The organism is Mycobacterium sp. 3-98, from assembly GCF_035918355.1.
Lineage (GTDB): Bacteria > Actinomycetota > Actinomycetes > Mycobacteriales > Mycobacteriaceae > Mycobacterium > Mycobacterium intracellulare.
The window spans coordinates 92,056-109,791 of record NZ_CP142360.1; the positions used below are offsets into that span (position 1 = coordinate 92,056).

Sequence of the window (17,736 nt, forward strand, 5' to 3'; positions counted from 1 at the left end):
CCCCTCCAGTCGGTTCAATTTTTCCGCTTATCCCCTGTCGGTTCCGATCGCCGCGGCGATCTCGTCGGCAGTGGTGAAAGCGCGCGGCAGCGTCTGCGCAACGCTACCGTCCGGCCGCAGGACCACCGTCGCGGGCATCACATTTACCACCCGCAGCGCGGCCGCGACCCGGCGCCGGCCGTCCTGCAGCGTCGGCAGCCGAACGCCGAGCTCGGCCAGCCGCAGCAACGCGGCGGTCTCGTTCTCGTCTTGATGCACCGTCACCACCGTCACGTCCGAACCGACCCGTCGTTGATACTCGGCCATCGCGGGAAGTTCCGCGGCGCACGGCGCGCACCAATATGCCCACAAGTTGAGGACCACCCGGCGCCCGGCGACCGCGCGCGCGACGTCGACAACCGAACCGTCGGCGGCGCATTCGGCGGTCACGCCGCGCAGCGCCTCGGGACCGGGACCGCTTGCGGCGGCAGGACAGGGCGGCAGGCCGGCGCGTTGCCGCGGACCCGCCAGCGCGGCGGGGGTGTCGGCGTCGCGGTGTTCCCGGTTCGCCGCCGCACGATCGGTCGCCGGCGTCCCCGGCGTGGCGGAGTTGTCGCGCAGCTGGGCCACCAGCGCCGCGATCAGCGCCACCACCACCGCCAGAATCGCGATGGTCCAGCGGGTCGTCCGGCTCAACGTCTCCTGCCCCGGGTGCTTAGAGCCCGGCCAGCGCCAGCAGGTGCTCGGTTTCCGGGCCCTTCACCAGCGGCGCGGCCAGCGGCGCCTCGGTGGGACCCAGTCCGAAGGAAGGGCAATCCTTGGCGATCAGGCAGACGCCGCATGCGGGTTTGCGCGCGTGGCACACCCGGCGGCCGTGGAAGATCACCCGGTGGCTCAGCATCGTCCACTCGCTGCGCTCGATGAGCTCGCCGACCGAGTGCTCGATTTTGACCGGGTCCTTGTCCGCGGTCCAGCGCCAGCGGTGCACGAGCCGCGCGAAATGGGTGTCGACGGTGATGCCGGGGATCCCGAAGGCGTTGCCCAGGATGACGTTGGCGGTCTTGCGGCCCACGCCGGGCAGGGTGACCAGTTCGGCCATCGTCGGCGGCACCTCGCCGTCGAACCGTTCGACCAGGGCCTGCCCCAGCCCGATCAGCGAGGACGCCTTATTGCGGAAGAACCCGGTCGGGCGGATCAGGTTTTCCAGTTCGGCGCGGTCGGCTTGGGCGTAATCCAGCGCCGACGGATACCGCTTGAACAGCGCCGGCGTCGTCAGATTGACCCGCTTGTCGGTGCTCTGCGCGGACAGGATGGTGGCGACGGTCAGTTCCAGCGGCGTGGTGAAGTCAAGCTCGCAGTGCGCATCGGGAAACGCTTGTGCCAGCGCACGATTCATCCGCCGCGCCCGCCGCACCAGGGCCACTCGGGATTCCTGCGACCAGCGCCCCGCGTCGACGCCATCGGGCTGGGCCGGCGTCGACTTCGAACGCCCGGACGACTTTGCCACTGTCACCTACGACAGAGTACTGATTTCGTGATCTCGCCGAGACCTCGTGTTGATGCAAGGCCATGTTTACTCTTCGTGTGTCATGGTTGCTGGTGGCCGGGGTTCCGGTGCTGCTGATGCTCGCGGCGCTGGGTCTGGGGCGGCTCGAATCAGAGCTCACCCGTGCCCCCCTGGCGGTGGCCGATGTCGACGAATTTTTCGAACGCGCCGGCGGTGTCGACATGCGCACGCTGGCCTCCGAGGGTATGCCCGAGGCGCTCGAATACCTGCATCGACGCGAGGCCCGGCAGCTGCCCGGCCCCGCGTTGACGGCGCGCAACGACGGGCCGCGCCACGCCGCGCCGTCATTCGCCGTCGGCTTCGTCGACCGCGACGAGATGACCCTGCCGACGCGAATCCACGGCCATTCGCACGTCAATCCGCAATTTAGGGCACCTCGACACGCCAATCGTGTGTAGCGTTGGCACGTTAGACACAATGGCGTTCCTCTAGACTCGTCACGCGAGCAAGGGATCAGCCTGCCCGTATACATTAATTTTCTGGGAAAGTTGAAGAGGCAACGTGGACGAGATCCTGGCAAGGGCAGGAATCTTCCAAGGGGTTGAGCCCGGCGCGGTCACGGCGCTGACCAAGCAGCTGCAACCCGTCGACTTCCCCCGCGGACACACAGTCTTCGCTGAGGGGGAACCGGGGGATCGGCTCTACATCATCGTCGCGGGGAAGGTGAAGATCGGTCGCCGCTCGCCCGATGGACGCGAGAACCTGCTGACGATCATGGGCCCGTCGGACATGTTCGGCGAATTGTCGATCTTCGACCCGGGTCCGCGGACTTCCAGCGCCACCACCATCACCGAGGTGCGTGCGGTGTCGATGGACCGCGACGCGCTGCGGGCGTGGATCGCCGATCGCCCCGAGATCGCCGAGCAGTTGTTGCGGGTGCTGGCCCGACGGCTGCGCCGCACCAACAACAACCTGGCCGACCTCATCTTCACCGACGTGCCCGGCCGGGTGGCCAAGCAGCTGCTGCAGCTCGCCCAGCGTTTCGGCACCCAGGAAGGTGGCGCCATGCGGGTCACCCACGACCTGACGCAGGAGGAGATCGCCCAGCTGGTGGGGGCTTCCCGCGAGACGGTGAACAAGGCGCTGGCCGACTTCGCCCACCGCGGCTGGATCCGCCTCGAGGGCAAGAGCGTGCTGATCTCCGACTCCGAGAGGCTCGCGCGCCGAGCGAGGTAAGCGCGCGCGAAGCGCGGGCGCAACCGAGCGAGAATCCCACCCCGAGCGAGGTAGCGCGGGCGTAACGCGGGCGCGACCGAGCGAGAATCCCACCCCGAGCGAGGTAAGCGCGCGCGAAGCGCGCGCGCAATCCTGGTCTGCGAGCGCTTCGTGGCTGCAATTTGCGGCGCTCAATTCGCAATGGCGTTACGCTCGCGAACGCTCGCCGGGCGACTCCGCGCTAGCCGCGCAGGTGGTTCAGCTGCACCTGCACCGACCATTCGGCGGCATCCCACAGCTTCTCGTCGACGTCGACGTAGACGTGCTCGACGATCTGGCGGGCCCCCGCGTCCTCGCCGAGCTCGCGCAGCGCGGATCGCACCTGCTCCAGCCGCTCATGCCGGTGCGCAATGTATCCGCGCGCGACGGCCTCCAGGTCGGACAGCTCCGGCCCGTGCCCGGGCAGCACGGCGCGGCGGCCCAGCCCCCGCAACCGGTGCAGCGATTCCAAATAGTCGGTGAGACTGCCGTCTTCGGAGTCCATCACCGTGGTGCCGCGGCCCAGGATCGTATCGGCGGTCAGCACGGCATCGTCGAGGACGAAGGACAGCGAATCGGCGGTGTGGCCGGGGGTGGCCATGACCTTGATCCTGAGTCCGGCCGCATCGATGACCTCGCCGTCGACCAGCTCGCCGCCCAGCCCACGCAGAAAGCCACTGCCCGCCGACCGGACCGTCGCGCCGGTGCGCTCGACGAGCTTGTCGATGCCGTCGGTGTGGTCGCCGTGCCGGTGGCTGATCAGCACCAAACCGATGCGCCCCAGCGCGGCGACCCGCGCGATGTGCTCGTCGTCGTCGGGGCCGGGATCCACGATGACCAGCTCGTCGCTCCGCGGCCCGCGCAGCACCCAGGTGTTGGTGCCCTCCAGCGTCATCAGGCCCGGGTTGTCGGCCAACAGGACCGAGACCGTGTCGGTGACCGCCCGCAACCTGCCGTATGCGGGGTGAGTCGGCGGCTCGGCAACCTCGGTCACGACCGTCAGCCGACCTCGACGATCAGCTCCACTTCCACCGGCGCGTCCAGTGGCAGCTCGGAGACGCCGACCGCCGAGCGCGCGTGCGCGCCCCGGTCGCCGAAGACCTCGCCGAGCAGGTCGGAGGCGCCGTTGATGACGCTGGGCTGGCCGTTGAACCCGGGAGCCGATGCGACGAAGCCGACCACCTTCACCACTCGGGTCACCGAGTCGATGCCCACCAGGGAATCGACCGCCGCCAACGCGTTGAGCGCGCAGATCCGCGCCAGCGCCTTGCCCTCGTCCGGGGTGACCTCCGCGCCGAGCTTGCCGGTGCCCGCCAGCTTCCCGGCCCGCATCGGCAGCTGGCCGGCGGTGTAGACCAGGTCGCCCGTGCGCACCGCCGGCACATAAGAGGCCAGGGGCGCGACCACCTCCGGCAGCGCGAGATCGAGCTCGGCCAGTCGGGCCTTCCAGGAAGGCTGGGCGCTCATCTCTACTTGGGGCGCTTGAGGTAGGCGACGTGCTGTTCGCCGGTCGGGCCGTTCAGCACGGACACCAGCTCCCAGCCGTCGGCGCCCCACTGGTCGAGGATCTGTTTGGTGGCGTGCGTCAGCAACGGGACGGTGACGTACTCCCAGGCGGTCGGTTGGCTCATGCGGCGAGCTTATCGGTCGGAGGTGAACCGCTCCGGCCAGCCCGGCCGGGCTAGCATGCGAAGGTGGCAACCACTTCGAGCGGCGGCAGCGCCGTCGGCTGGCCGGCGCGCCTGACCAAGGCCCGCTTGCATTTTGTGACCGGCAAAGGCGGTACCGGCAAGTCGACGATCGCGGCGGCGCTGGCGCTCACGCTGGCGGCCGGCGGCCGCAAAGTCCTCCTCGTGGAAGTCGAGGGCCGCCAAGGGATTGCGCAACTCTTCGACGTCCCACCCCTGCCCTATCAGGAGGTGAAGATCGCGACCGCCGAACGCGGCGGTCAGGTCAACGCCCTGGCGATCGACATCGAGGCCGCATTCCTGGAATACCTCGACATGTTCTACAACCTGGGCATCGCGGGCCGCGCGATGCGCCGCATCGGTGCGATCGAGTTCGCGACGACCATCGCGCCCGGCCTGCGCGACGTGCTGCTCACCGGGAAGATCAAAGAGACGGTGATCCGCGTCGACAAGAACCGGCTCCCGGTGTATGACGCGATCGTCGTCGACGCGCCCCCGACGGGCCGGATCGCGCGGTTTCTCGATGTCACCAAGGCCGTCTCCGATCTGGCCAAGGGCGGCCCCGTGCACTCGCAGGCCGACGGCGTCGTGAAGCTGCTGCACTCCGAGCAGACCGCCATTCACCTGGTCACCCTGCTGGAGGCGCTGCCCGTCCAGGAAACGCTCGAGGCCATCGAGGAGCTCGCCGACATGCAGCTGCCGATCGGCAGCGTGATCGTCAACCGCAACATCCCCTCCTACCTGCAACCGGCCGATCTGGCGAAGGCCGCCGAGGGGGACGTCGACGCCGACTCGGTGCGGGCCGGGCTGGAAAAGTCCGGAATCACGTTGAACGACAACGACTTCGCCGGCCTGTTGACCGAGACCATCGAGCACGCGACCGTGATCGCCACCCGCTCCGAGATCGCGCAACAGCTCGACGCGCTGAAGGTCCCGCGGCTGCAACTTCCGGCGATCTCCGACGGGGTCGATTTGGGCAGCCTTTACGAACTGTCGGAATCGCTTGCACAGCAGGGAGTTCGATGAGCACCACGCCGAAACCGCTTGATATGGCCGCTATCCTGGCCGACACGTCGAACCGGGTGGTGGTGTGCTGCGGCGCGGGCGGCGTGGGCAAGACGACCACCGCGGCCGCGATCGCCCTGCGCGCCGCCGAATACGGCCGCAACGTCTGCGTCTTGACGATCGATCCGGCCAAGCGGCTGGCCCAGGCGCTGGGGGTCAACGACCTCGGCAACACGCCGCAGCGCGTCCCGCTGGCGGCGGAGGTTGAAGGCGAGCTGCACGCGATGATGCTCGACATGCGTCGCACCTTCGACGAAATGGTGGTCCAATACTCCGGACCCGGTCGCGCACAAGCGATTCTGGACAACCAGTTCTATCAGACCGTCGCCAGTTCGCTTGCGGGCACGCAGGAATACATGGCGATGGAGAAGCTGGGCCAGCTGCTGGCCGAGGATCGCTGGGACCTGGTGGTCGTCGACACCCCGCCGTCGCGCAACGCGCTGGACTTCCTGGACGCGCCGAAGCGGCTGGGCAGCTTCATGGACAGCCGGTTGTGGCGGCTGCTGCTGGCGCCGGGCCGCGGCATCGGCCGGTTGGTCACCGGCGCAATGGGTTTGGCCATGAAGGCAATGTCGACCATCCTGGGCTCACAGATGCTCGGCGACGCCGCCGCGTTCGTGCAATCGCTGGACGCCACCTTCGGCGGCTTCCGGGAAAAGGCGGACCGCACGTACGCGCTGCTGAAAAGGCGTGGCACGCAATTCGTCGTGGTGTCGGCGGCCGAGCCCGACGCGTTGCGCGAGGCGTCCTTCTTCGTCGACCGGCTGTCGCAGGAAGGCATGCCGCTCGCCGGGCTGGTCTTGAACCGCACGCATCCGACGTTGTGCTCGCTACCGGCCGAGCGGGCGATCGACGCCACCGAGATGCTGGAGCACGACACCGATTCCGAAGCCGCGTCGCTGGCCGCGGCCGTGCTGCGGATTCATGCCGACCGCGCGCAGACCGCCAAGCGGGAAGTCAGATTGCTCTCCCGATTCACCGGAGCCAATCCGCACGTGCCGGTCATCGGCGTTCCTTCGCTGCCGTTTGACGTGTCGGATCTGGAAGCGCTGCGGGCCCTCGCCGACCAGATCACGTCGGTCGCCTAGGGCCCCACTCGGTCAGCCCGCGGTGCGGCTTCTGCTCTTGTCGAAGAAGTCCGCCCAGGACACCACCTCGGGGTGCTGCTTGAGCAGCGCGCGGCGTTGCCGCTCGGTCATGCCGCCCCACACCCCGAACTCGACCTTGTTGTCCAGCGCGTCTGCCGCGCATTCCTGCATCACCGGGCAGTGCCGGCAGATCACTGCCGCCTTGCGCTGGGCCGCGCCACGGACAAACAGTTCGTCGGGATCGGTCGTGCGGCAGAGCGCCTTCGAGACCCAAGCGATCCGTTCTTCAGCATCGACGCTGCGGAGTACACCTTGTGCGGCTGCGATGTTTGTCCTACGCGCCGCCGGCCGTATTGGTGACACGAATCGTTCCCTTTCCCTACCGGCCGCCCGTCACGGCCGCCCTCCTTGGGTGCAGATCCAACCCTGCGATCTACGCCTCACCATGTACATCGGTGTTACCTGAATCTCACCGTGTGTCTAAGTTAGGTGGTCAGGTGCCAATTGCGCAACAGTCCGATAACGCTTTTTTTGGGACGAGCGTGCCGTCTCGTCCAAAAAATCCGGCGGGAAAGTGATCTTGCACACTGGGCTACCCGTCTGACCTGTGACGCAATCGCAAATTCTCGGTGCGCACCCGAGGGGCCCGGGCGCCGAAATTTTTGGGCGAAGTTGCAGCGTGGCGGCGTGACTGGGGGCCGCTACTGTAGTACCCATGTCAGACCGCCCCCCGGCCGCGCTCACGATCTTGAAGCTCGCGGGGTTCTGTTTGTTGGCCAGCGTCGTCGCCACCGCGCTCCTGTTTCCCGTCGCCGGCGGCATAGGGCTGGTGTCCAATCGGGCCTCCGAAGTGGTCGCCAACGGCTCCGCGCAGCTGCTCGAGGGCGAGGTGCCGGCGGTGACGACGATGGTCGACGCCAAGGGCAACACCATCGCGTGGCTGTATTCGCAGCGCCGGTTCGAGGTGCCCAGCGACAAGATCGCCAACACGATGAAGCTGGCGATCGTCTCCATCGAGGACAAGCGGTTCGCCGACCACAACGGGGTGGACTGGAAGGGCACCCTGACCGGGCTGGCGGGCTACGCGCGCGGTGACGTGGACACGCGCGGCGGGTCGACCATCGAGCAGCAGTACATCAAGAACTACCAGCTGCTGGTCACCGCGAAGACCGACGCGGAGAAGCGCGCGGCGGTGGAAACCACCCCGGCGCGCAAGCTGCGCGAGATCCGGATGGCGCTGACGCTGGACAAGACCTTCACCAAGCCCGAGATCCTGACGCGGTATCTGAACCTGGTCTCGTTCGGCAACAACTCGTTCGGCGTGCAGGACGCCGCCCAGACCTACTTCGGCATCAACGCCTCCGACCTGAACTGGCAGCAGGCGGCGCTGCTGGCGGGCATGGTGCAATCGACCAGCGCGCTCAACCCGTACACCAACCCCGAGGGCGCTCTCGCGCGGCGGAACCTGGTGCTGGACACCATGATCGAGAACATCCCGCAGGAGGCCGAGGCGCTGCAGGCCGCCAAGGCCGCGCCGCTGGGCATCCTGCCGCAGCCCAACGAGTTGCCCCGCGGCTGCATCGCGGCGGGCGATCGGGCGTTCTTCTGCGACTACGTGCAGGAGTACCTCTCCCGGGCCGGGATCAGCAAGGAACAGGTGGCCCGGGGCGGCTATCTGATCAAGACGACGTTGGACCCGGACGTGCAGCTGCCGGTCAAGGCGGCCATCGACAAGTTCGCCAGCCCGACGCTGCCGGGCATCTCGAGCGTGATGAGCGTGATCCAGCCCGGCAAGACGTCGCACAAGGTGATGGCGATGGCCAGCAACCGCACCTACGGGCTGGACGTCGACGCCGGTCAGACCATGCGCCCGCAACCCTTCTCCCTGGTCGGCGACGGCGCGGGATCCGTCTTCAAGATCTTCACCACGGCCGCGGCCCTGGACATGGGGATGGGCATCAACGCCACCCTCGAGGTGCCCGGCCGGTTCCAGGCCAAGGGCATGGGTAGCGGCGGGGCCAAGGGCTGCCCGAAGGACAACTGGTGCGTGGTCAACGCCGGTAACTACCGCGGGTCGATGAACGTGACCGACGCGTTGGCCACCTCACCCAACACCGCGTTCGCCAAGCTGATCCAGCAGGTCGGGGTGACGCGCACGGTGGACATGGCGATCAAACTCGGGCTGCGGTCCTACGCCGACCCCGGCACCGCCCGCGACTACAACCCCGACAGCAACGAGAGCCTCGCCGACTTCGTCAAACGGCAGAACATCGGATCGTTCACCCTGGGCCCGATCGAGGTGAACGCGCTGGAGCTGTCCAACGTCGCGGCCACGCTCGCCTCGGGCGGCACCTGGTGCCCGCCGAACCCGATCGACAAGGTGGTCGACCGCAAGGGCAACGAAGTCGCGGTGACGACCGAGACCTGCGATCAGGTGGTCCCCGAGGGGCTGGCCAACACACTGGCCAACGCGATGAGCAAGGACGCGTTGGGCGGCGGCACGGCGTCCGGTTCGGCCGGCGCGGCGGGCTGGGACCTGCCGATGTCCGGTAAGACGGGCACCACCGAAGCCCACCGCTCCTCGGGCTTCGTCGGATTCACCAACCACTACGCGGCGGCCAACTACATCTACGACGACTCCACCAACCCCACGGACTTGTGTTCGTCCCCGTTGCGGCACTGCGGCGAGGGCGACCTCTACGGCGGTAACGAGCCCGCGCGCACGTGGTTCACCGCGATGAAACCGATCGCCACCAACTTCGGCCCGGTGCAACTGCCGCCCACCGACCCGCGCTACGTCGACGGCTCCCCCGGGTCGCGGGTGCCGAGCGTGGCGGGCCTGGACATCGACGCGGCACGCGCGCGCATCAAGGAGGCCGGCTTCCAGGTCGCCGACCAGAACAACTTCGTCAACAGCAGCGCGAAGCAGGGCGAGGTGGTCGGCACGACACCGAGCGGCGCGACGATTCCGGGCTCGATCATCACCATTCAGGTCAGCAACGGCATCCCGCCCGCCCCGCCGCCGCCCGAAGGGGCGCCGGTGCCGGTCGGCTCGCAGGTCGTCGAGATTCCGGGGCTGCCGCCGATCACCATCCCGTTGATGGCGCCGCCACCGCCGGCCCCGCCCGGTGCGCCGCCGCCGTAAATCTGATTGCGTCGTGACGCACGAGATACGCTGCCCGTCCGCGACCGGCAGTAGGCTGCCATCATGGCGAACGTTATGCCCGTCCTGATACGTGCCGGTGCCGCGGCGCTCGGTTCGAGCGTCGCCGGCCTCGGCTATGCCGCGATCATCGAGCGCAACGCCTTCGTCCTGCGCGAGATCACCATGCCCGTGTTGAGCCCGGGTTCCACACCGTTGCGCGTGCTCCACATCAGCGATCTCCACATGACGCCCGGCCAGCGGCGCAAGCAGGCGTGGCTGCGGGAGCTGGCCGGCTGGGAGCCGGACCTGGTGGTCAACACCGGCGACAACCTGGCCCACCCGAAGGCCGTCCCGGCGGTCGTCCAGGCCCTGGGCGACCTGCTGTCGCGGCCGGGTGTCTTCGTGTTCGGCAGCAACGACTACTTCGGGCCGCGCCTGAAGAACCCGCTGAACTACGTGACCAACCCGTCGCACCGGGTCCGCGGCGAGCCGCTGCCCTGGCAGGACCTGCGGGCGGCGTTCACCGAGCGCGGCTGGCTCGACCTCACCCACACCCGGCGCGAGTTCGAGGTGGCGGGTCTGCACGTCGCCGCCGCGGGCGTGGACGACCCGCACCTCGACCGGGACCGCTACGACACCATCGCGGGCCCGGCCAGCCCCGCGGCGAACCTGCGGCTGGGACTGACCCACTCCCCGGAGCCCAGGGTGCTGGACCGCTTCGCCGCCGACGGCTATCAACTGGTGATGGCCGGGCACACCCACGGCGGACAGGTCTGCCTGCCGTTCTTCGGCGCCCTGGTGACCAACTGCGGCCTGGACCGCTCGCGCGCGAAGGGGCCGTCGCGGTGGGGCGCGCACATGCAGTTGCACGTCTCCGCGGGGATGGGCACCTCGCCGTTCGCGCCGGTGCGGTTCTGCTGCCGGCCCGAAGCGACCATGCTGACGCTGATCTCCACCCCGATGGGCGACCGCGACGCGGCCAGCGACCTGAGCCGTTCGCAGCCAACAGCTTCGGTGCGTTGACCGACCGGACCCGGATCGCGGTCCGCAGCCGCTCACGGTGCTGGACCGACAACGCGATCCGGCTGATCCACGCCGACGCCCGCCGCAGCGCCGACACCCACCTGCTGCGCTATCCGCTGCCGTCGGCGTGGAGCACCGACGTCGACGTAGCGCTGTACCTCAAGGACGAGACCACCCACATCACCGGCAGCCTCAAGCACCGGCTGGCCCGCTCGTTGTTCCTCTACGCCCTGTGCAACGGCTGGATCGACGAGGGCACCACGGTGGTCGAGGCGTCGTCGGGTTCGACGGCGGTGTCGGAGGCCTATTTCGCGGCCCTGCTGGGGCTCCCGTTCGTCGCGGTGATGCCGGCGGCGACGAGCGCATCGAAGGTCGCGCTGATCGAAGCCCACGGCGGCCGTTGCCATTTCGTGCAGAGTTCCAGCGAGGTGTATGCCGAAGCCGAGCGCGTCGCCCGCGAAACCGGCGGGCACTACCTGGACCAGTTCACCAACGCCGAACGCGCCACCGACTGGCGGGGCAACAACAACATCGCCGAGTCGATCTTCGAGCAGATGCGCGAGGAGCGCTTCCCCGTCCCGGAATGGATCGTGGTCGGCGCCGGCACCGGCGGGACCAGCGCCACGATCGGGCGCTACATCCGTTATCGCCGCCACCCCACCCGGTTGTGCGTCGTCGACCCGGAGAACTCCGCCTTCTTTCCCGCCTACGCCGAGGACCGCGACGACGTTCTGATGCCCACCTCGTCGCGCATCGAGGGCATCGGCCGGCCGCGGGTGGAACCGTCGTTTCTCCCCGGCGTGGTCGACCGCATGGTGGCCGTCCCGGACGCGGCCTCAATCGCCACCGCGCGCCACGTCAGCGCCGTGTTGGGGCGCCGGGTGGGGCCGTCCACCGGCACCAACGTATGGGGCGCGTTCGGGCTGCTTGCCGAGATGGTCGCCGAAGGCCGCAGCGGTTCGGTGGTGACGCTGCTCGCCGACAGCGGCGACCGCTACCGCGACACCTACTTCAGCGACGAGTGGGTCGCGGCGCAGGGACTGGACCCGACGGGCCCGGCCCGGGCGCTGGTCGAGTTCGAGCGTTCTTGCTCGTGGGAGTGACGTGGCGCACCGCGGTTTGGCGAGCCGCTAGCCCGGTGCGATAGGCTGTCGGAGCTTCAGGCGGGGTGTGGCGCAGCTTGGTAGCGCGCTTCGTTCGGGACGAAGAGGCCGTGGGTTCGAATCCCGCCACCCCGACCACTTAGGTTTTGCTCGTCCGGTGTCGGTCGCAATCACCCAAAACCCGGCCGATATAGTGGATCTCACCGTAATGCTGAGCAGACAGCATTGACATTCGTCGCCGTCATAACTGACAAATGATCGCCTCGCGAGACCGCAGGCTGGGAGAAAACGGCGCGGGTTTTGCCTGGAACCGGTCTCGACGCACGAAGGCGACATTCAGTGACCAATTTCGACGATCTCACCCTGCTCACCGACGTTCTGCGGGCCATCTATTCGGCGGACGCGGCCGACTTCCCTCAGGTGCTGGACGAGCTGACCAGGGCGGCGGCGCGCTGGGTGCCCGGGGCGCAGGAGGCGGGGATCACGGTCACCAGCCGGCAGAACGAGGTCAGCACCCCCTCGGTCACCGACGACTGCGCCAGGTTGCTCGACGAGTTCCAGCAACGCCACCTCGAGGGGCCGTGCGTGCACGCCGCGTGGACCCGCAAAGTCGTCGTCATCGACGACCTCGGGTGTGACTCGCGCTGGCCGAAGTATCAGGCGGACGCCCTCGCGTACACGCCGGTGCGCAGCATCCTGTCACTGCCGATGTACGCCGACGAGCTCAGCATGGGGGCGCTGAACTTCTATGCCGAACGCCCGCACGCCTTTTCCGACGATTCCCGCCGGGTGGCCGCCGTCTTCGCCGCGCTGGGCGCCCTGGCGTGGAGCAACGTCGTCCGCACCCAACAGTTCAGGGAGGCCCTGAGCACCCGCGACACCATCGGGCAGGCCAAAGGCATTCTGATGGAGCGCTACGACCTCGATGACCACACGGCGTTCAACACGCTGATCAAACTGTCGCAGAGCACGAACACCCCGCTGCGCGAGATCGCGCGCCGGGTCATCGAGGACACCACCCGGCGCTGAGGCGCGCCCGTCCGAACGCGCTGCGGCCCAGGGCATCTCGCGGCCGTTAGTTCCCCCGCACGGGAAGGGGCGCCACCCGCGTCCAGTTCTGCAGCTGGGTGCGCCCGACCAGCCGGCATTGATGGGTGCCGGCCAATTGGCGGGCCGCCTTCGTGAACGTCTGGTTGGTCACCACGACCGCCCGATTGCAGCCGTGGTGGCGCGACCCGGAAACGACCTGTTGCACCGCGGCAACGCCGACGGCCTTGGCCAGCCTTTTGCACTGCACCGCCATGCGGACGCCGCCCCTTTTGGCGATGAGGTCCACCCCGTAGTCGCCGGTGCTCGCGGTCGGCGTGACGGTGTAACCCGCGACGCGCAGCTGGGCGGCGACGAATTCCTCGAATTCGGTACCGGACATGCGGTCGATGGCCCGCAGCCGGGATTTCGCGTGTTTGAGGTCGCGGCGGCGGTGGGCGTCGGCCTGACGGCGGTCCCGCTGCACCGAAAGCCACCACAGCACGGCGACCGCGAGCGCGAGCCCGCCGAGGCCGGCCAAAAACCCCGCCGGCGGGCTGCCGGTGGCCTGCTGCGTGAAATACCAAGGGAGAGCTAACCCCAGCAGGAGGAGCGACCCGAGAACCTTCTCCATGACTCCTCAACGTGCCGTTCGCGCCGACGCAGACTTGTCCGATGAACCTAGTTCAAGCCTGTGACATTTCGGCGCAGGCGCGAGACGGCGCCACGCCGCGGCCGGGGCGCTATCGGCGCGTTACGCGCAGTCGGCGCAGACCGGCAGGCCGGAGCTGGAGCGACGCAACCGGCTGCGGTGCTGCACCAAAAAGCAACTCGAGCAGGTGAACTCGTCGGCCCGCTGGGGAATCACGGTCACCGTCAGCTCCTCCCCGGACAGGTCGGCGCCGGGCAGCTCGAAGAAGTGGACATCGTTGGGGTCCTCGTCGACCACGGTGGTGCCGGCCCCGTGCAGGGTCGGTGCCAGCTCGCGCAGCGAGGACTTGTCCTGGGTGTCGTTGTCGGATACACGGCGTGCGTCGTAGTCAGTGGTGGTCGCCATCGGAGTTCCTCCCTGCTCTCAGACGGGCTGACGCACTTTGCTGTACTCACCCGTGGCGCAGGCAGTACCCCGTTCACGCGCGCCCTACACCGATCTGGGGCAAGAAATTTCGGCCGCCGCACGCATCCGCTTACGCGCCAGCGGGTCCCCCCGGCGTCCCGGCGTCGCCGACCGGACGCCGCCGGGGCAACCTAACGCGGTCGCTCGCGAGATCCGTTGAATGCCAGCGTTATTCGCAACGGAGCGGCGACGAGGGCCGCCGCCGCCACGCCGCTCAGCCGCCGGCCGGTGTCAGCCCGGCCCGGCGTGGGTATGCCCACCACATGACGTTGCGACCCGATGCGGGCGCCCCCGCCGTCCTGTTCGACGTCGACGGCACCCTGGTGGATTCCAACTACCTGCACGTCCACGCGTGGCGGCGCGCGTTCGACGCCGAAGGCATCGTGGTGGCGTCGTGGCAGATCCACCGCCGCATCGGCATGGACGGCTCAACGCTGGTGCGGACGCTGTCCGACGACGCGCCCGACGACGTGCAGGAGCGGCTCAGCGACAAGCACAGCCAGTACTACCGCGAGATCACCGCCCTGTCAGAACCGCTGCCCGGGGCCCGCGCCCTGCTGCGCCGCGTCGCGGACCTGGGACTGCAGGTCGTGCTCGCCAGCTCGGCGCCCGAGGACGAATTGGCGATCTTGCGCAAGGTGCTCGATTGCGATGACGTCATCTCCGAGACGACCTCGTCCCGTGACGTCGACACCGCCAAACCCGAACCGGGCATCGTGCACGTGGCGCTCGACCGGGCCCGGGTGGATGCCCGGCACGCCGTCTTCGTCGGGGACGCCGTCTGGGACGCGCACGCCGCGGCGGCCGCGGGAGTGCCCTGCATCGGGCTGCTCAGCGGCGGCATCTCCCGCGCGGAGTTGCAGGAGGCCGGGGCCGCCCCGATCTTCGCCGATCCGCAGGACCTGCTCGACCATCTGGAAACCACCCGGATCGCGGAGTTGTCGCCCGGCCGCTGACTACATTCCGTGCGTGCGCAGCGTCAGGGGTAACGCCCACCAGAAGATGGCAAACAGCGCCAGGGCGCAGGCTCCGGCGATGAACCCCACCGTCGCCCCGGCCACCGCGACAAAGACGATTGCCGTGACCCCGGTCAGCGCCGTGCCCAGCAACGCCAGCCCGGCGTAGGCACACCGGTGCGCGGCGGACACCAGCGCCTGGAGGCGGTGCCGCCGGAACAGCAGCCGGTGAATGGCGACCGGGGCGATCAGCAGCACGGTTGCGCCCACCGAACACCCCACCGTCACCAGGTACACGATCCGCATCGGTCCGCTGAGCACGTCGAAGCGCTGCTGGAACGGCAGCGTCAACAAGAACCCGGTGAGCAGCTGCACTCCGGTCTGCACCACGCGCAACTCCTGCAGCAGGCTGTTCCAATTGCGGTCCAGCCGTTCGATTTCGGTTTCACCGCGCTGGCTGCGGTCCCATTGCTGGTCGTCTTCTGGATGATCGACACCCATGGCTGCCGGCGCCCCGGTTGCTAGCCGTTGAGTTTGCCGTCCCGCACCGCGGTCAGCGCGTCGTCGAGCGTCGGATACAGCGGGAAGGTCTTGTCCAGACCGGTCAGATGAATCGGCCGCCTGGTCGCCGGGCCGCGCGCGACCACGCCGAACCCGGTGTCCTTGCCCAGCTTCTCGTACGTCGCGGCCAGGATCTTCAGCCCCACCGAGCCCAGGAACTCCACCGCCGAGAGATCGATGACCAGTGCGGTGGGACTCTCCGCGACGACCGCGCCGATGGCCTGTTCCAGGGCAGGAGCCGTGACCAAATCGATTTCGCCGCTGACACTGACCACGGAAACGCCGTCGTGGTCCTCAACCAACGTGGTAATCGAATCAGGAGCTGACAATGGCAATCCTTTGTCCTGGGCCTTGAATGCCTCGAGCGTGGTTCAACCCTAGCCTGCGTTATGAACTGCGAGAAGAATATGCCCTCTACACGTGGCCCGCGACAACCCAGGCTAGTCTCGCAAAAAGGAACTGCAGACCGCAGTGCGTGACGTGTACTCGGGAGGCCTGGGGAGGCCATATGTCAGATTCGACGTCGGATTTCACCAGTACCGGCACCGCAGCGCAAGTCGTCGGCATTTCCAGCGAGGGGCTGTTGCCTCAGCTCGTTCAGCACCTGCGGCAGAATCGGACCGTTTTGCGGGAGGAATGGGCCCGCCGCATCACCGAGGCCGAGCTGCTCACCGCGATGACGCCCGAAGAGCTCTTCTCCGAGGCCACGGCCGTCTACGACAACTATGTCGAGGTGCTCGAGACCGGTAGCGTCGAGGCGCTGCAGGCCTACGCCCGCGACCTGTCCGAACGCATCATTCCACGGGGCGTGGAAACCGACGAGGTCGTCGGCATCGTCCTGCTGCTCCGCGACGTGCTGGCCCGCTCGCTGTTCGAGAAGTACCAGACCGAATTCGAGATGCTCAACCGGGTGCTGGACGCCTACGAGCCGGCGGCCAACCGGATCGCCAACACCGTGGCGGTCAGCTTCGTCCAGGAACGTGAGCGCATCATCCGCCAGCAGCAGGAGGCGATCCGGGAGCTCTCAACGCCGGTGCTGCAGGTGCGTGAGCAGTTGCTGATCCTGCCGATCATCGGTGTGCTGGACAGCCAGCGCGCCCGCCAGGTCACCGAGCAGCTGTTGCGCGCCATCCGCGCCAACCGCGCGAAAGTGGTGGTCATCGACATCACCGGTGTGCCGACCATCGACTCGACCGTGGCCAACCACCTGGTGCAGACCGTCGACGCGTCGGGGCTGATGGGTGCCAGCGTGATCATCACCGGTCTGTCCTCGGAGATCGCGCTGACGCTGGTGACGATCGGCCTGGACCTGTCGAAGATGAACGCGGTCGGCGACCTGCAGGGCGGCATCGAGGAAGCCGAGCGGCTGCTGGGTTACGAGGTGACTCGCACCGGCGAGCAGACCGGGTGACGGTTAGGAACGCGAGCGCCGCATGCCAGTACCGATCCTGAAACAGGGTTCGATCCTCATCGCCTCGGTGCAGGCCGCGCTCTCAGACTCCGACGCCGAACGGCTGCGCTACGACCTCATGGAGCGCGTCAGCCGGTTCCGCGCGCAGGGCATCATCGTCGACGTCACCGCCATCGACGTCATGGATTCCTTCGCGGCCCGCTCGCTGCGCACGATCGCGCACATGACCCGGCTGCGTGGCGCGGACACGGTGATCGTCGGCCTGCAGCCCGAGGTGGCGTTCGCGATGGTCCAGCTTGGCCTGGCGTTCGACGACATGAACACCGCGCTGGACCTGGAAGAGGGCCTGTCCCTTCTGAATCGTCAACTGGCGCAGCGGAAACCGACGATCGGGCGCGATGGTGGCGGCTGATATCGTCGTCGCCATCGACCATCCCGACGACATCGTCGACGCCCGCAAGGCGGGGCACCAGCTCGCCCTTGATCTGGGATTCTCACTGACGGACGTCACCATGATCGCCACGGCGATCTCCGAAATCGCCCGCAACATCACCAGCTACGCCGGCCGCGGCTCCGTCCGGGTCGGGGTGGCCGACCGGGAGGGGCGCAAGGCCCTGGTGGTGCGCGCGGAGGATCAGGGGCCCGGGATCGCCGACATCGAACGCGCGATGGAAGACGGATATTCGACCGGCCGCGGGCTGGGGATGGGTTTGCCGGGCGCGCGCCGCCTGATGGACCGGTTGGTCGTCGAGTCCACGGTCGGTCAGGGGACCGTCATCGAGATGTGGAAATGGGTCCCGCCCCGTGCATGAA

Annotated in this window: 22 protein-coding genes and 1 tRNA gene; 13 read left to right on the forward strand and 10 right to left on the reverse strand. The window is 68.2% G+C overall.

What is annotated here, in order from left to right:
- Window positions 1-27 precede the first annotated feature (27 nt).
- Together QGN30_RS00475 and nth are read right to left on the reverse strand one after the other, a co-directional pair.
- Window positions 28-675: a TlpA family protein disulfide reductase gene (locus QGN30_RS00475; protein ID WP_014378945.1), complete on the reverse strand. Its 648-nt coding sequence runs from the start codon at window positions 673-675 to the stop codon at window positions 28-30.
- Window positions 676-694: 19 nt separating this feature from the next.
- Window positions 695-1,375, reverse strand: coding sequence for an endonuclease III (nth, locus tag QGN30_RS00480; RefSeq protein WP_225331464.1), 681 nt, complete (start codon window positions 1,373-1,375; stop codon window positions 695-697).
- A gap of 188 nt (window positions 1,376-1,563) precedes the next feature.
- On the opposite strand from nth, the gene QGN30_RS00485 reads away from it, so the two are divergent.
- Both QGN30_RS00485 and crp read left to right on the forward strand, forming a co-directional pair.
- Window positions 1,564-1,944, forward strand: a complete 381-nt coding sequence (locus QGN30_RS00485; protein WP_372456574.1) for a hypothetical protein — start codon at window positions 1,564-1,566, stop codon at window positions 1,942-1,944.
- Window positions 1,945-2,047: 103 nt separating this feature from the next.
- Window positions 2,048-2,722, forward strand: coding sequence for a cAMP-activated global transcriptional regulator CRP (gene crp, locus QGN30_RS00490; protein ID WP_007772229.1), 675 nt, complete (start codon window positions 2,048-2,050; stop codon window positions 2,720-2,722).
- Between the two features lie 220 nt (window positions 2,723-2,942).
- Here crp and QGN30_RS00495 read toward each other — a convergent pair whose 3' ends face one another.
- Genes QGN30_RS00495 through QGN30_RS00505 form a run of 3 tightly spaced genes read right to left on the reverse strand, consistent with a single transcriptional unit; the run spans window position 2,943 to window position 4,371 of the window.
- Window positions 2,943-3,734, reverse strand: coding sequence for an MBL fold metallo-hydrolase (locus tag QGN30_RS00495; RefSeq protein WP_008263349.1), 792 nt, complete (start codon window positions 3,732-3,734; stop codon window positions 2,943-2,945).
- A 5-nt stretch (window positions 3,735-3,739) separates the two neighbouring features.
- Window positions 3,740-4,207: a RidA family protein gene (locus QGN30_RS00500; protein WP_008263347.1), complete on the reverse strand. Its 468-nt coding sequence runs from the start codon at window positions 4,205-4,207 to the stop codon at window positions 3,740-3,742.
- 2 nt (window positions 4,208-4,209) lie between these two features.
- A complete protein-coding gene (locus QGN30_RS00505; RefSeq protein WP_008263345.1) occupies window positions 4,210-4,371 on the reverse strand; it encodes a DUF4177 domain-containing protein in 162 nt (53 codons plus the stop codon).
- 63 nt (window positions 4,372-4,434) lie between these two features.
- Here QGN30_RS00505 and QGN30_RS00510 point away from each other — a divergent pair, with 63 nt between their 5' ends.
- Window positions 4,435-5,454, forward strand: a complete 1,020-nt coding sequence (locus tag QGN30_RS00510) for an ArsA-related P-loop ATPase (RefSeq protein ID WP_008263344.1) — start codon at window positions 4,435-4,437, stop codon at window positions 5,452-5,454.
- Window positions 5,451-6,581 (forward strand): ArsA family ATPase, encoded by a 1,131-nt coding sequence (locus QGN30_RS00515; RefSeq protein ID WP_008263342.1) that lies wholly within the window; start codon window positions 5,451-5,453, stop codon window positions 6,579-6,581. The genes QGN30_RS00510 and QGN30_RS00515 overlap by 4 nt, the downstream gene beginning before the upstream one ends.
- 12 nt (window positions 6,582-6,593) lie before the next feature.
- On the opposite strand, the gene QGN30_RS00520 is transcribed toward QGN30_RS00515, so the two are convergent.
- Window positions 6,594-6,944, reverse strand: a complete 351-nt coding sequence (locus QGN30_RS00520) for a WhiB family transcriptional regulator (RefSeq protein ID WP_008263340.1) — start codon at window positions 6,942-6,944, stop codon at window positions 6,594-6,596.
- Window positions 6,945-7,296: 352 nt separating this feature from the next.
- Here QGN30_RS00520 and ponA2 point away from each other — a divergent pair, with 352 nt between their 5' ends.
- The 5 genes from ponA2 (at window position 7,297) to QGN30_RS00545 (ending at window position 12,881) form a co-directional block, all read left to right on the forward strand.
- Window positions 7,297-9,726: a transglycosylase/D,D-transpeptidase PonA2 gene (ponA2, locus tag QGN30_RS00525; RefSeq protein WP_248923350.1), complete on the forward strand. Its 2,430-nt coding sequence runs from the start codon at window positions 7,297-7,299 to the stop codon at window positions 9,724-9,726.
- A 63-nt stretch (window positions 9,727-9,789) separates the two neighbouring features.
- On the forward strand, window positions 9,790-10,749 hold the full coding sequence (locus QGN30_RS00530) for a metallophosphoesterase (protein WP_095562415.1): 960 nt from the start codon (window positions 9,790-9,792) through the stop codon (window positions 10,747-10,749).
- Window positions 10,746-11,852, forward strand: a complete 1,107-nt coding sequence (locus tag QGN30_RS00535) for a PLP-dependent cysteine synthase family protein (protein ID WP_179293385.1) — start codon at window positions 10,746-10,748, stop codon at window positions 11,850-11,852. Before QGN30_RS00530 ends, QGN30_RS00535 begins: the two co-directional genes overlap by 4 nt.
- 61 nt (window positions 11,853-11,913) lie before the next feature.
- Window positions 11,914-11,990, forward strand: a tRNA-Pro gene (locus QGN30_RS00540).
- A gap of 201 nt (window positions 11,991-12,191) precedes the next feature.
- The gene (locus tag QGN30_RS00545; protein WP_095562414.1) at window positions 12,192-12,881 is read left to right on the forward strand and encodes a GAF and ANTAR domain-containing protein; all 690 of its coding nucleotides are present in this window, start codon (window positions 12,192-12,194) and stop codon (window positions 12,879-12,881) included.
- A 46-nt stretch (window positions 12,882-12,927) separates the two neighbouring features.
- On the opposite strand, the gene QGN30_RS00550 is transcribed toward QGN30_RS00545, so the two are convergent.
- Window positions 12,928-13,512: a restriction endonuclease gene (locus QGN30_RS00550; RefSeq protein WP_095562413.1), complete on the reverse strand. Its 585-nt coding sequence runs from the start codon at window positions 13,510-13,512 to the stop codon at window positions 12,928-12,930.
- Window positions 13,513-13,632: 120 nt separating this feature from the next.
- Complete coding sequence (locus QGN30_RS00555) at window positions 13,633-13,935, reverse strand: DUF4193 domain-containing protein (protein ID WP_014378938.1); 303 nt, start codon at window positions 13,933-13,935, stop codon at window positions 13,633-13,635.
- Window positions 13,936-14,258: 323 nt separating this feature from the next.
- Here QGN30_RS00555 and QGN30_RS00560 point away from each other — a divergent pair, with 323 nt between their 5' ends.
- Entirely contained in the window at window positions 14,259-14,951 is a 693-nt protein-coding gene (locus QGN30_RS00560; protein WP_009954784.1) for an HAD family hydrolase, read from the forward strand.
- On the opposite strand, the gene QGN30_RS00565 is transcribed toward QGN30_RS00560, so the two are convergent.
- Entirely contained in the window at window positions 14,952-15,452 is a 501-nt protein-coding gene (locus QGN30_RS00565; RefSeq protein WP_009954783.1) for a DUF6328 family protein, read from the reverse strand. It lies immediately after the preceding gene.
- Between the two features lie 20 nt (window positions 15,453-15,472).
- On the reverse strand, window positions 15,473-15,841 hold the full coding sequence (locus QGN30_RS00570; protein WP_008263316.1) for an STAS domain-containing protein: 369 nt from the start codon (window positions 15,839-15,841) through the stop codon (window positions 15,473-15,475).
- 179 nt (window positions 15,842-16,020) lie between these two features.
- On the opposite strand from QGN30_RS00570, the gene QGN30_RS00575 reads away from it, so the two are divergent.
- Genes QGN30_RS00575 through QGN30_RS00585 form a run of 3 tightly spaced genes read left to right on the forward strand, consistent with a single transcriptional unit; the run spans window position 16,021 to window position 17,735 of the window.
- On the forward strand, window positions 16,021-16,923 hold the full coding sequence (locus QGN30_RS00575) for an STAS domain-containing protein (protein ID WP_009954780.1): 903 nt from the start codon (window positions 16,021-16,023) through the stop codon (window positions 16,921-16,923).
- A gap of 22 nt (window positions 16,924-16,945) precedes the next feature.
- Window positions 16,946-17,335 carry an STAS domain-containing protein gene (locus QGN30_RS00580; protein ID WP_008263312.1) on the forward strand — a complete coding sequence of 130 codons (390 nt, stop codon included), beginning with the start codon at window positions 16,946-16,948 and terminating at the stop codon, window positions 17,333-17,335.
- Window positions 17,325-17,735, forward strand: a complete 411-nt coding sequence (locus tag QGN30_RS00585) for an anti-sigma regulatory factor (protein WP_014378935.1) — start codon at window positions 17,325-17,327, stop codon at window positions 17,733-17,735. The genes QGN30_RS00580 and QGN30_RS00585 overlap by 11 nt, the downstream gene beginning before the upstream one ends.
- Window position 17,736: the final 1 nt, after the last annotated feature.

Bases quoted from the DNA above. Each gene is read 5' to 3' on its own strand.
- nth (WP_225331464.1), bottom strand. From the start codon at position 1,375: ATGAATCGTGCGCTGGCACAAGCGTTTCCCGATGCGCACTGCGAGCTT.
- QGN30_RS00500 (WP_008263347.1), bottom strand. From the start codon at position 4,207: ATGAGCGCCCAGCCTTCCTGGAAGGCCCGACTGGCCGAGCTCGATCTC.
- QGN30_RS00505 (WP_008263345.1), bottom strand. From the start codon at position 4,371: ATGAGCCAACCGACCGCCTGGGAGTACGTCACCGTCCCGTTGCTGACG.
- QGN30_RS00515 (WP_008263342.1), top strand. From the start codon at position 5,451: ATGAGCACCACGCCGAAACCGCTTGATATGGCCGCTATCCTGGCCGAC.
- ponA2 (WP_248923350.1), top strand. From the start codon at position 7,297: ATGTCAGACCGCCCCCCGGCCGCGCTCACGATCTTGAAGCTCGCGGGG.
- QGN30_RS00530 (WP_095562415.1), top strand. From the start codon at position 9,790: ATGGCGAACGTTATGCCCGTCCTGATACGTGCCGGTGCCGCGGCGCTC.
- QGN30_RS00550 (WP_095562413.1), bottom strand. From the start codon at position 13,512: ATGGAGAAGGTTCTCGGGTCGCTCCTCCTGCTGGGGTTAGCTCTCCCT.
- QGN30_RS00555 (WP_014378938.1), bottom strand. From the start codon at position 13,935: ATGGCGACCACCACTGACTACGACGCACGCCGTGTATCCGACAACGAC.
- QGN30_RS00560 (WP_009954784.1), top strand. From the start codon at position 14,259: ATGACGTTGCGACCCGATGCGGGCGCCCCCGCCGTCCTGTTCGACGTC.
- QGN30_RS00565 (WP_009954783.1), bottom strand. From the start codon at position 15,452: ATGGGTGTCGATCATCCAGAAGACGACCAGCAATGGGACCGCAGCCAG.
- QGN30_RS00575 (WP_009954780.1), top strand. From the start codon at position 16,021: ATGTCAGATTCGACGTCGGATTTCACCAGTACCGGCACCGCAGCGCAA.
- QGN30_RS00580 (WP_008263312.1), top strand. From the start codon at position 16,946: ATGCCAGTACCGATCCTGAAACAGGGTTCGATCCTCATCGCCTCGGTG.